This window comes from Exiguobacterium sp. A1_3_1 (genome assembly GCF_048985645.1).
GTDB classification, from domain to species: Bacteria; Bacillota; Bacilli; order Exiguobacteriales; family Exiguobacteriaceae; genus Exiguobacterium_A; species Exiguobacterium_A indicum.
Map to the genome: position 1 here is coordinate 1 of NZ_WBYY01000115.1, position 10,550 is coordinate 10,550.

Here is a 10,550-nt window from a genome sequence, read left to right on the forward strand (position 1 = left end):
GTGTATAAGAGACAGCTGCTTATCCTGTTGTTTCGACAGCCGCTCGAGCAAATCGGACTGTACTTACTTGCACCACCCGCTGACTTGCTCGGTGCGGTCAAAACGTATATTTCATACCGGATGATTGGCGCACCGTTCGTGTTGATGGGGTATGCGTTACTCGGCTGGTTGATTGGTACCGGTCAGGTCAAGCACGCCTTGTTCGTCCAATTGTTTAGTACAGGAGTCAATGTCGTTCTCGATATCGGATTCGTCTACGGATTGGATGCCGGTGTTGCTGGAATTGCGGTTGCGACCGTCATCGCGGAGATCAGCATCGTCGTCTGTAGTCTGTACCTGATTCGTGGTCATTTATCGATGACGCGTGATGAATGGCGTGCCTTGACGGCATGGCAGGCGTACCGTCAATTCTTTCAAGTCAATCGTGACTTGTTCATTCGCACGATTTTCCTTCTACTCGTCACCGGCTGGTTCACACGTGCTGGAGGACAATTCGGACCGGATGTCCTCGCAGCCAACGCGATCCTGCTACAAATCCAGTATCTGATTTCTTACTGGTTCGGTGGACTCGGTCATGCGTCAACGGTTCTCGTCGGTCGGGCGAGAGGGCATCAAGATCAGGCAGGATACCGGACGAGTGTTCGTTTGGCACGGACGTTTGGATTCTACTCGGTCGTCTTCTGGTCACTGGTGCTCCTCTTCCTTGAGACACCGCTCCTTCAGTTGTTCACTTCAGAAGAGGCAATCCTAGACGCAGCGCGCGATTATTACTTCTGGATCATCATCCTACCGCTCCTCGCCGGTTGGGCGATGATCTATGAAGGCATCTTTGCCGGGCGGGTTGAAGCAACACCCGTTCGGAATTCGATGATTCAAGCAGGAATTGGTTTTGCGGTCGTCCTCCTGCTGACACCGACTTTTGGAAATCAGGGCGTCTGGGCAGCGTTTTTGACGTTCTTCTTGATTCGCTCCTTATCGTTGATTCTCGTAGAAGCAAGACGATGAAAAACCCGCTGTTTCCCTCGCGCGCAAGGGGAACAGCGGGTTATTTGTCGTCGATCGCTAAAGGACGGACGAAGAGGGCGTTCAAGTGATGGACGAGCACATGACGCAGACGTTCTTTTGGTAATCGTTCTGGTCGAAACAGAGCATGAAAGGCTAACCCGTCAACGAGTGCTGCGAGCCGTTCACTCTCAAGATCAATGTCTAAGCCCGCGCGGAGTGTACCGTCCGGAATCTGTGTCAACAGTACTTGAACCATATGGTAGATATCGTCCGGATTTTCCGTCGCTTGCGATGAATACGCGGACATCATGAATTGAAACCAGACCTGCATCTCGAGCTGATGCTCGGGTGCATAAGGCAAGACCTCAAGTAAGACGTCACATAACGTTTCTTCCGGGGTTCCTCCTTTCTCGAAAATGGTTGTGATGCGTGCTTGGACCCGTTCTTGGACGAGGTCCATCGAGAAGCGGAGCAACTCGTCCTGGGTCGTGAAGTAATATCGCAAGGCACCCAGTGAGAGTCCCGCTTCCTTGGCGATCGTCCGGACACTGGCTTGTTCAATACCGACTTGAGAAATCGTGCGCCACGTCGCTTCCGCGATGAGGCGTTTGCGTTCTTCGTGATTGACTTGTTTTGGCATGTCTCAAGTATATCATCTTTTTAGCACGAATGTATTAAAAAGACTAGTCAAGCTACAAAAGAGGTGTTATCTTTATGATACAGTCGTATTAAAAAGGAGAGGATTGATATGCAACTTGTCGCGTGGGCAATCGTCTGTTGTGAGATTCTATTTTGGGTATTCATCGTCGCTGGACTAATCGTGCGTTATGGATTCAGACGAGAGAAGCTTGGTTTTCGATTGATGGCGATGTCACCGGTCATTGATATTGTCTTACTGGTCTTAACGGTGTTTGACTTAAGTCGCGGCAGTACGGCGACGATCGCGCACGGACTTGCTGCGATCTATATCGGCGTCTCACTTGCCTTTGGAAAACAGATGATTGCCTGGGCGGACGGGATGTATCGCCGGTTCATCCTGAGAGAACAAGTATCACGGGAGCGCATTTCAAAGGCACGTAAAGAGCGAAACGGGTTCTATCGGCACGTGCTGGCCTTTTTGATTGGTGGAGCGTTACTCGGTGCGATGATTCTGTGGCTGGGAGATGCGAAGCAGACGGAGAGTCTCTTACGGACGTTACAATTGTGGGGACTCGTCCTCGTGCTCGATGGGGTCATCTCGATGAGTTATACGGTCTTTCCGGCTCGATCCAAATAAAAAAACGAACCTTGTCTGTCAGCGGTCAACAGTGAAGGTTCGTTCCCGAATCGTATTCGTATGGACTTGTTTGCGGGCGTCGATCGAATCCCGAATGTGGATGATGTAGCGACGTCCTTTTTTATATCCCGTACGTGGCGGTTTAATTCGGATCTCTTTGCCGTCAAGGACTTCAATCTCCGTTTGCATCCGCTCACCGTTCGAATCCGTCACGGTGACTGTTCGGTTTGAGACTTGCTCCTTCCGTAATCCTTTCGCATATTCGATGTCGAAGGTATGGTACGAGGAGATGGAGCGGGCACGCGATTTGAAGTGTGGCTCGTCCGTCCGTTCGTCGAGGGTGCAGTAGCAACCCGTGAACAAAAGACTCGCCGAGAGGAGTATCGAAAATAGATGTTTCACGAAAACGCTCCTTTATGTATTTGGTAATTTTAGTATAAGACAAATTTTGGGTTACGACAATCCTTCTTAAGACCGAGTCGTTGACATCTATTAAATTCAAGCAGCTCCATGCTATAATCGACCGAGAGAAAGGAAGCGATACACCATGCCAGTACAACCAGACCAACGCGAGATCATCGTCTCGATCCGGACGAGTTATGATTTTAAAGCGGATACCGGTCGCGCGATCCGCGTCATCGAGTTTCACGGACGCCGGACAACGCTGTTCGATACGTTCGAAGCGTCATCACCGAAACGGATGATCTTGATCGAGATGATTCGCGCCGTCCAATCGTTCAAGGAACCGTTCCACATCATCTTCAACGTCGAATGTAACTTCGGTTTCAAGTATTTGACGGATCAGCGGAAATGGGAAAACCGGGACGTCGGGAATACGTTCCTCGACTTGATCGAACAAGGCGGTCATACGTATGAATTACGAGACAGCTCGTTCTATGAAGGCGGAAAAGCCCTCCAAAAATGGCTCGGCAACACCTTAAAGCAAAATAGCTAAAAAAAAGGCTGATTCCATGATGGAGTCAGCCTTTATCTGTATCGATTGTCTCGCTTTCGAGATATCGGTACAACGTACTTTTACTAATACCGGTCTGTTCTCGGATATCAGCGAGCGAATAGTTTTTACTTTGATACATCGCGATCGCGCGGCGGACATTTTCATCCGGCTTCCGCGGTCGACCGGTCTGCTTTCCTTGTTCTTTTGCTTTTGAGAGTCCGGCACGCGTCGACATGCTGATGACGTCACTTTGCAGCTGGACCAGGTGGCGTGCCGTTTCAAGAAACGACAAGGAAGCACGCTCGCTCGTCCGAATCTGTTCGCGGAGTGACCACAGCGTCGCACCGCGTGTCTCCATGTGCTCGAGCATCTCGATCAAGTGCCGCGTCGAGTCTGCTAAGATGTAGAGATGTGTGACGATGACTTCGTCTCCCGTCTGAAGGGTCTCGAGCATCTGTTCTAATTCCGTCCGTCGTTTGGCCGAATCATGCGTCTCGATGACACGTGTTGTTACATTCATCTTGTCGGCTTCCACTTGTTGCATAGAACAGTCTGGATCATCCGGATAGGGTCTCATGTAGAAATATTGCATGGATGGAGCTCCTCTCTGTCGATCACGATCGACGTCAGTTCCTCATCAGTATACCGTATTCTCACCTCCGTGCCGCAGAAAACCGAAAACAAGCCTTTCTTCTCATGTTCGTATCGACTAATTTGTGGTAAATTGAGTGGAAGTAAGTTTCTCGGACTCATCCCGATACCATTCATTCTTTTTAAATGAGGTGCTCATCATGAACAAAGAAGATCATCAACTCGCCCGTCAGCTTTTGACGACCTATTTCATCGGCACACAGTTAGCGACGGTCCATGTCGCAGGCTACGTCACGCTCGAATTCATCAATTTGTTCGATACGACTGCGCCTGAACTACGACTTCGGATCGAGACGGATCGTCTGTTTTATGGCGATGTCGAGACGACACAGGACTGGGTCGTCCGCCATGCGACGAAGGAAGAGATGTTACACTTGATCGTCTCGCTTCACGCGGAACGCATCACCGGTGTCCGGATCGGAAAGACGGCACCCCACTTATTCCTAACGTTTAGCAACGGACAAACGCTCGTCCTGAACGGATCGGATACATATTATGAATCGTGGGCGATCGATATCGGTCTCGCGCCACACCGAGCCGACGCGACGATCGTTGCCGTACCGGGTGACGAACTGGCCGTCTTCTCCGGCATCGGTGAACAAGTTGAAGACTAAGTGGACACGCATGGAGTGGTGCGACTGGATCATGCCGCTCATTGCGTCACGGTACCCGAATCACTGTGCTGTTTTACTTGCCGGCAGCCATACGCGAGGGCAAGCGACCGCACAATCAGATGTCGATGTGATCATTTTTGAAGCAAGTCGAGGTCAGGCGTACCGGGAGTCGTTCATCCATGACGGTGTCCCGGTCGAAGCATTCGTCCATTCCTTTGAGACGATTCAGTCGTTTTTCGAGAGTGATTGGGAACGTGGTCGCCCGTCCCTGCAACGAATGATTGCTGACAGTTGGACGATCGAGGACCATCCAAACCTTGCATCTATCCGTCAGGAAGCCGTTCAACAATTGGCGGACGGACCTGTTGCGTGGACGACTTCGGAACAAGAGCGCGCACGTTATTTTTTAAGTGATATGCTCGACGACTTCGAGAGTGTGACGAACCGCGCGGAAGGTTTAGCGATTGCGTCACGTTTATATGAACAGAGCATCGAGTTCGTCCTTCGCGCCAATCGTTGCTACATCGGGCAAGGGAAGTGGGCGATCCGTGCTCTTGCGGAGTTTGACGAAGACTATGCTAGTCGACACACAACGGCATTCGAGTTGTATTATCAATCGGATGACCGACGAGAAGTCGTCGCATTAGTCGATGATTATCTTGCACCATTTGGCGGGCGTTATTTTGACGGCTTTACGCTCGGGAAACGATAACAAGCAAAAGGAGGTACGCTTTCGGATCAATCGACCGAAAACGTACCTCCTTATCGTTCGCTTCTGTTTAACACCAATGGGACGGACGGAGTAAGCGACGCGGTAACTGTGTCGCCGCATTACCGATTGCCGCATTGATTTGTGCCTGTGTCAAAAAGAGCGCGTCCGTCAGATCGGCGTCCTTGACGTTACAGTCTCGCAAATCAGCCCCAAGAAAGTTGACCCCGCGCAGGTTACTGTGCGACAAGTTCGTCGCGAGCAACCATTGATTCTGAACACTGGCGCCTGAGAAATTACGCCCTGGTAGCTGTTTTCCGACCCAGTCGCGTGGTGTCTGGTCGCGTCTTCCGCTATACTGAGCTTGAACACGTGACGCAATCATTTCAAGGAGTGGTCGGACGGTTTGACGAACCGGTATCAAGTCAAGTCGTTCAAATTGATCGGCTGGTAATGCCGCGTACCGACTCAGTGCGGCAAGCGTCTCATCGAGTTGATCGTGGATGTCACGCGTGACATCACGTTTCCCGTCGGTTATGTACCACATCATTTCAAACAAATGAACCATCTTCGGGAAGGCAGCATAGATCGCTTGGCGTCGCTTAGGTGCATCATCGCCTTCGAATGTCTGCTGTGACAGATGTTGTCCGGCACCAAAACAATCATAAACGGTGCAGCCTTTGTAGCCGCTGTCGCGTAACCGGTCATGAATGCGGCAACTGTAATCGGCGTCAAGATTACGACACGGTGTTGCTTCCGGTTTGTCATGACCAAAATCACTGGATTTCGAAAAAGCGAGTGCGGTACAACATAAACCAAAACACTTCGTACAATCAATCTGGAATGTAGGTTCCATCGGATTCACCTCCACTACTACTATAACAAGAAAGGGGATTAGACATGCTGAAATTTCAACTCAAGGAAAATAAGGACGGACAGGACTGGCTCCGAAAACAAGTACGTCAATATAATGTCGAACGTTCACCGCTTCATGCGACGAAACGCTCCGAGGGAACACAAGCCGTCACATTACTTGCGACGCGTGGTGATCAACCGATCGGCGGCATCTCAGGGGAAATATACTGGGGCTGGTTACATATTGAATGGTTCTTCGTTGCCGAAGAGGAACGGGGAAGTGGGCTCGGTACCCAATTATTCCGTCAACTGGAGGAATGGGCACGAGCAGCGGGTGTTCAGCGAATCCGCGTCGAGACGTTCTCGTTTCAAGCGCTCCCGTTTTATGAGCGACAAGGATTCGTCGAAGTCGGACGAATCGATGACTATCCACCAGGGATGAGCTATCATCTGCTCGTCAAACAGGTCGACTGATGAAACGGCGTCTTTTCCTCATCTTATTGTTCGGTCTCGTGCTCGGAACGCTGACGGGGATGCATCCACGTCAAGAGACCGTTTCCTTTACGGCGAAGCAAGTCGCTCGGTTATATACACAGATGACGAACACGCCAATCGAAGCGCGCGACGTCTACTTCGTCGAACGGCTGTCTGACCATTATGCCGTCGCGTATCTTGAAGCGAAACACGACCGCTTGTTTTTGCTCCTGCAACAAACCGATGAGGCACAACGAATCGACCGAATCATTCGTTCGAAACAGACGAGGGAGACGGATTGGTTTGAAGGTCGCTTGTTGACGACGGACGAAGGTCGATACCTTGTCGCCTACGGTATGAATGGTTCGCAACAAATGAAATCGATCCGTTTCGAGCCGTATAAGACGACGGCTAACGGCGAAGCGCCGCTTCGTCCGATGCAACGCTCATTGTCAGTAACAAATCAGGAACGTTTCCATACTGTCCAACCGTTACCGGATGCCTTCCCGCATTCGCTCTATTTCGAGATGATCGCGACGAGCGTAGACGGAAAAGAGACGATCCAGCGCTTGACGTTACCAAGCGATAACGCATCCGCGTTTTCAACCCGGAATGACTTTTAGTATACTGAAGACGAAAAAAGGGGGAGAAGAACATGTGGATCGTCATGAACCAGTTACACGTCGTCAAAGGTGCAGCAGATCAGGTCGCAGCGCGTTTTAAGACGACGAAAGGAATCGAACGGATGGAAGGGTTCCACCGGATGCAAGTCCTCGTCGATATCAGTCAGGAAGAGGAAGACATCGTCACGATCATGACAACGTGGTCGAATCAAGCAGCATTCCATGCATGGCAAGAGAGTCAAGCGTACAAAGGCGTTCACCATAAGCGGGATAATGGAACGTCCGAAGTCAAACCGCTCGTGACGTCGAATACCATCACGGAATATGCGATCGTCGCTGATCACAGTGCCGTCGTGGAATAAACAACAACACCCCTTGGGAGAATGCCTCTCAAGGGGTGTTGTCTAGTACATTAAAATAGATTGTTTTTCCGTAATCTGGGTATATTCTAACAAACTAGATGAAACGAGGTGACACCGCATGGTCTATCGTAAACCTGTCGTCTCTAGCCTGTCCGTCCTCGGTGGTATGATCCTGCTCTTTGGTTTCTTAACGAGCGGTGGCTTCATTTATCTCTACTTCTTCGTCTTGCTGTTTGCTTGCGTGTCCTTTTTACGTGAACCGTTGACGCGTAAAGAGTGGTTACGCGAGGGGATTGCTTTCATCTTCTGGTGTTCCTTGATTTATTTGCTCCAACATTTCATCTTTATGGTGTGAGTCATTTTTCGTATAGCTCAAATAAGGAGAGAATGATGTCACGACCTGTCGCCGAAAGATGAACCGACACGTCACGTTTCGGATCCTTCAAGTAAATATCGGTCTTTTTGACACGCTTATCGAGATAAACTTCGTATTGTTGTCCTTTCACTCCTTTTCGGAACGTCAAGTATTTCCACTTCGCCCGTTTTCCTCGTACGTCAGCCTGTTCACTTGTCTTGATTGCTTTTTGCAATTTCCCGGACTCATCACTCGTCATCATGATCGTATCCTCGACTTTAAGACGATCTTTAGAAGAATCGCTTTGATCATAAAGATAATGCTTGAACTGCTTTTGATGGAAGAGTGTTATGTCATTGATAGTGGATAGAACATCTTCTTCCGATAAGTCCTGTCGAGCAAGCTCAGACGGACGTTCCATCGTGTGCTGAATCGACAATTCGTAGCGGAATTGGCGTCCGTTTTTTTCTGTTGCGATAAGCGTGCCGTAATGTTCCGGTGTGCCGTCACCAGGAATAAAGCGGACTTTTCCGGGCTGTTTCATCGCATGGATCGACGTCTCCATCTGCTGTCCACTGATCAATTGCGGTATGCGTACAAAGGAGTTATACGATATATCGTCATTCTCATTATATTTCTCATTGTACGTCAGATAAAGCTTCGTATCTTCAGTAAAGGGAGTAAGTGCTTCTGCATAGACGACGAATGTCTTTCGTTCGTCTTTTTTCGTTACATCAGTCGCTTTCATCACCAGGTAACCTGATCCAGGTAGCGCTAATTTTCGAACAGAACCGTTTATGATGTTATCATCACGTGAGAACCAGTCCTCTTTTTTAATGGTGTCTGGCTGTACTTCTAACTCGGTCGGATGTTCAACCAGCTTCGTTTTCGCAAAGACATCTTGTTTGGTTGATAAGAGGTGATACTCGCTGTCAGCCATATTCTGACAATACAGATATGTTTGTTCTCCGGACTGGACATAACGAGCCATTTGTCCTAAGTAATCTTCAAATGGTGCCGTCATCACGACGGAGAACGTGTCACCATAAGAATAATTTTTTGGAGCTTTTACCGCTTTTGATCGACACTCCTCCATGATGACACTCATTTCCTTTTCCGATAACATCTTCGGAGGTTCTTTGCCTTTAAACCGCGCTCCATCATACAATTTCGATAAGTAATCCCATTTGAAATTCGGAGCTTCACTTTGACAACCGCTTAACGCGAGCGTTGCTGCAAGTGTGAGTCCGATCCAGTAACGTTTGTTCATTTGTTAAGCACCTCACTGAGTGCTTCACTTGTCGTACCCGACAACTTAGCACCGTTCTTTGTTCCCTTTTTGACGACATAGATTTCAAGCTTTTTGGCGCGTTTGCGTTCATACAGCTCGAACATCTGGCTTTTCCCTTCGCGCATCAACGTCAATTTTTTCTGCTTTAGTTTTGTGCCTTGCGGCTCCATCACTTCGGTTTCTTTTAATTCCTGAGCGATTTTTTTGGCTAGCTTGTCAGGAATTGCTGAGACGAACTTATAATCGCTATCAATAAGCTGTTTTGGTGATTGATGGATGAAACCGACATATCCAGGTTGATTTATATTGATAAAAGCATATTTGTAATTTGAAGGTTTTTTGTATGACTTATTGAGACGCATATAGATTGGCGTTTCCTGGACAACTTTATCTTTTTCTAGTTTTTGAACGGTAGCAAAGTGAACCATTTGACCGGGTGAAAGGACGTCAGGTAATTCTTTACGTTCAATCTGGTAGGATTGCCCTTGCGCATACTCTTGAATGACTGAAGAGTTTCCATCGCGTGTTCCACTTATTGTGAGATCAATTGTGGAAGACTGCATCCCGTTTTTTGGACTGTGACGGAAAGAGATATTCAGCTCGGATCCGCTCAGCGACTCGGTCGTCTCGAAGAATGTGCGTTCTTTTCCGTCTTCTTCTCCAAAAATAATGAATTGACCTTCCGGTGGTAAGGACAGTTGATAGGACGGGAAGAGATAGCGTCCAAGCTCTTTTGATTGCTTACTTTCTTTATTTTCTTGTTTTTGGTGATCTGCCACCTCTTTTGGGACAGCTTTAAAGCGAACGGCTGTCGATTTGGCTTTAACCGGTTGTTTTGACCAATCAACAAATGGATAATCACTTCGCTTAATCTGATGGACCGTATAATCTGCGTGGCGAATGGGCTGACAGGCCAGATAGTCTTTTTTTTCGTCTGATAGGAAACGAACGTGTTGGAACTCACGCCCTTGGATATTTGCAGGAAGGAAATACAAATCGAATCCTTCGTGTTGCACGTATCGGTCAGGTAAGCGCTTCATGTCAGATTTTTGCTGACAACCCTTCAACAAAGCAGCCGTTTGTTTTTGGGGGAGATCCGGTATCTCTTGCCCATCAAAGGTAGTCGAAATACCGCCCCAGTAATTGGCATCGTATGTAAGGTCTAAGTATTGTTCTTTACCGCATCCGGCAAGTAGGACTACGCCTGCGAGAATACCGGTATGTATATAGCGTCTCATGGAAAACCTCCTTTATCCTAGTGACTATATTTTACCATAATTTCTAGAATAGACAGAATTTTCTATAATACTTTAGCATCAAGATGTTTGACATCTCTTGACTCGGGAATAATAGATGCATGCACGGCAATCTATTACTATG

The 10,550-nt window shown here is 48.5% G+C and carries 15 protein-coding genes; 9 read left to right on the top strand and 6 right to left on the bottom strand.

Annotated features, from left to right (window positions below; translation table 11 throughout):
* Positions 1-1,005: MATE family efflux transporter (locus F8N00_RS12235; RefSeq protein ID WP_421018301.1), on the top strand; the 1,005-nt coding region annotated here is incomplete at its 5' end.
* A 40-nt stretch (positions 1,006-1,045) separates the two neighbouring features.
* Here the strand turns inward: F8N00_RS12235 and F8N00_RS12240 are convergent.
* Complete coding sequence (locus F8N00_RS12240; RefSeq protein ID WP_421018302.1) at positions 1,046-1,645, bottom strand: TetR/AcrR family transcriptional regulator; 600 nt, start codon at positions 1,643-1,645, stop codon at positions 1,046-1,048.
* A gap of 108 nt (positions 1,646-1,753) precedes the next feature.
* Here F8N00_RS12240 and F8N00_RS12245 point away from each other — a divergent pair, with 108 nt between their 5' ends.
* Positions 1,754-2,281, top strand: a complete 528-nt coding sequence (locus tag F8N00_RS12245; RefSeq protein ID WP_421018303.1) for a hypothetical protein — start codon at positions 1,754-1,756, stop codon at positions 2,279-2,281.
* Positions 2,282-2,299: 18 nt separating this feature from the next.
* On the opposite strand, the gene F8N00_RS12250 is transcribed toward F8N00_RS12245, so the two are convergent.
* Positions 2,300-2,683: a hypothetical protein gene (locus tag F8N00_RS12250; protein ID WP_023468358.1), complete on the bottom strand. Its 384-nt coding sequence runs from the start codon at positions 2,681-2,683 to the stop codon at positions 2,300-2,302.
* Between the two features lie 145 nt (positions 2,684-2,828).
* Between F8N00_RS12250 and F8N00_RS12255 the strand changes: the two genes are divergently transcribed.
* Positions 2,829-3,236: a hypothetical protein gene (locus F8N00_RS12255; RefSeq protein ID WP_023468357.1), complete on the top strand. Its 408-nt coding sequence runs from the start codon at positions 2,829-2,831 to the stop codon at positions 3,234-3,236.
* Positions 3,237-3,261: 25 nt separating this feature from the next.
* Here F8N00_RS12255 and F8N00_RS12260 read toward each other — a convergent pair whose 3' ends face one another.
* Positions 3,262-3,828: a recombinase family protein gene (locus tag F8N00_RS12260; RefSeq protein WP_421018304.1), complete on the bottom strand. Its 567-nt coding sequence runs from the start codon at positions 3,826-3,828 to the stop codon at positions 3,262-3,264.
* Positions 3,829-4,027: 199 nt separating this feature from the next.
* On the opposite strand from F8N00_RS12260, the gene F8N00_RS12265 reads away from it, so the two are divergent.
* Together F8N00_RS12265 and F8N00_RS12270 are read left to right on the top strand one after the other, a co-directional pair.
* Positions 4,028-4,501 carry a hypothetical protein gene (locus tag F8N00_RS12265; RefSeq protein ID WP_029341746.1) on the top strand — a complete coding sequence of 158 codons (474 nt, stop codon included), beginning with the start codon at positions 4,028-4,030 and terminating at the stop codon, positions 4,499-4,501.
* On the top strand, positions 4,383-5,213 hold the full coding sequence (locus tag F8N00_RS12270) for a nucleotidyltransferase domain-containing protein (RefSeq protein ID WP_421018305.1): 831 nt from the start codon (positions 4,383-4,385) through the stop codon (positions 5,211-5,213). Before F8N00_RS12265 ends, F8N00_RS12270 begins: the two co-directional genes overlap by 119 nt.
* Before the next feature lie 67 nt (positions 5,214-5,280).
* On the opposite strand, the gene F8N00_RS12275 is transcribed toward F8N00_RS12270, so the two are convergent.
* Positions 5,281-6,066, bottom strand: coding sequence for a pentapeptide repeat-containing protein (locus tag F8N00_RS12275; RefSeq protein WP_421018306.1), 786 nt, complete (start codon positions 6,064-6,066; stop codon positions 5,281-5,283).
* A 44-nt stretch (positions 6,067-6,110) separates the two neighbouring features.
* Between F8N00_RS12275 and F8N00_RS12280 the strand changes: the two genes are divergently transcribed.
* The 4 genes from F8N00_RS12280 (at position 6,111) to F8N00_RS12295 (ending at position 7,879) form a co-directional block, all read left to right on the top strand.
* A complete protein-coding gene (locus tag F8N00_RS12280) occupies positions 6,111-6,539 on the top strand; it encodes a GNAT family N-acetyltransferase (RefSeq protein WP_421018307.1) in 429 nt (142 codons plus the stop codon).
* Positions 6,539-7,162, top strand: a complete 624-nt coding sequence (locus F8N00_RS12285) for a hypothetical protein (RefSeq protein WP_421018308.1) — start codon at positions 6,539-6,541, stop codon at positions 7,160-7,162. The genes F8N00_RS12280 and F8N00_RS12285 overlap by 1 nt, the downstream gene beginning before the upstream one ends.
* Before the next feature lie 32 nt (positions 7,163-7,194).
* Positions 7,195-7,524: an antibiotic biosynthesis monooxygenase gene (locus F8N00_RS12290; protein ID WP_421018309.1), complete on the top strand. Its 330-nt coding sequence runs from the start codon at positions 7,195-7,197 to the stop codon at positions 7,522-7,524.
* Between the two features lie 118 nt (positions 7,525-7,642).
* Positions 7,643-7,879: a hypothetical protein gene (locus F8N00_RS12295; protein ID WP_421018310.1), complete on the top strand. Its 237-nt coding sequence runs from the start codon at positions 7,643-7,645 to the stop codon at positions 7,877-7,879.
* 1 nt (position 7,880) lies between these two features.
* Here the strand turns inward: F8N00_RS12295 and F8N00_RS12300 are convergent, their stop codons facing one another.
* Together F8N00_RS12300 and F8N00_RS12305 are read right to left on the bottom strand one after the other, a co-directional pair.
* A complete protein-coding gene (locus F8N00_RS12300) occupies positions 7,881-9,149 on the bottom strand; it encodes a hypothetical protein (protein ID WP_421018311.1) in 1,269 nt (422 codons plus the stop codon).
* The gene (locus F8N00_RS12305; RefSeq protein ID WP_075642349.1) at positions 9,146-10,408 is read right to left on the bottom strand and encodes a hypothetical protein; all 1,263 of its coding nucleotides are present in this window, start codon (positions 10,406-10,408) and stop codon (positions 9,146-9,148) included. Before F8N00_RS12305 ends, F8N00_RS12300 begins: the two co-directional genes overlap by 4 nt.
* Between the last annotated feature and the right edge of the window lie 142 nt (positions 10,409-10,550).

Excerpts from the sequence above, each read along its gene's own strand:
- F8N00_RS12290 (WP_421018309.1), top strand. The coding sequence starts at position 7,195 with ATGTGGATCGTCATGAACCAGTTACACGTCGTCAAAGGTGCAGCAGAT.
- F8N00_RS12270 (WP_421018305.1), top strand. The coding sequence starts at position 4,383 with ATGAATCGTGGGCGATCGATATCGGTCTCGCGCCACACCGAGCCGACG.
- F8N00_RS12295 (WP_421018310.1), top strand. The coding sequence starts at position 7,643 with ATGGTCTATCGTAAACCTGTCGTCTCTAGCCTGTCCGTCCTCGGTGGT.
- F8N00_RS12240 (WP_421018302.1), bottom strand. The coding sequence starts at position 1,645 with ATGCCAAAACAAGTCAATCACGAAGAACGCAAACGCCTCATCGCGGAA.
- F8N00_RS12280 (WP_421018307.1), top strand. The coding sequence starts at position 6,111 with ATGCTGAAATTTCAACTCAAGGAAAATAAGGACGGACAGGACTGGCTC.
- F8N00_RS12300 (WP_421018311.1), bottom strand. The coding sequence starts at position 9,149 with ATGAACAAACGTTACTGGATCGGACTCACACTTGCAGCAACGCTCGCG.
- F8N00_RS12305 (WP_075642349.1), bottom strand. The coding sequence starts at position 10,408 with ATGAGACGCTATATACATACCGGTATTCTCGCAGGCGTAGTCCTACTT.
- F8N00_RS12275 (WP_421018306.1), bottom strand. The coding sequence starts at position 6,066 with ATGGAACCTACATTCCAGATTGATTGTACGAAGTGTTTTGGTTTATGT.
- F8N00_RS12260 (WP_421018304.1), bottom strand. The coding sequence starts at position 3,828 with ATGCAATATTTCTACATGAGACCCTATCCGGATGATCCAGACTGTTCT.
- F8N00_RS12255 (WP_023468357.1), top strand. The coding sequence starts at position 2,829 with ATGCCAGTACAACCAGACCAACGCGAGATCATCGTCTCGATCCGGACG.
- F8N00_RS12285 (WP_421018308.1), top strand. The coding sequence starts at position 6,539 with ATGAAACGGCGTCTTTTCCTCATCTTATTGTTCGGTCTCGTGCTCGGA.
- F8N00_RS12245 (WP_421018303.1), top strand. The coding sequence starts at position 1,754 with ATGCAACTTGTCGCGTGGGCAATCGTCTGTTGTGAGATTCTATTTTGG.
- F8N00_RS12265 (WP_029341746.1), top strand. The coding sequence starts at position 4,028 with ATGAACAAAGAAGATCATCAACTCGCCCGTCAGCTTTTGACGACCTAT.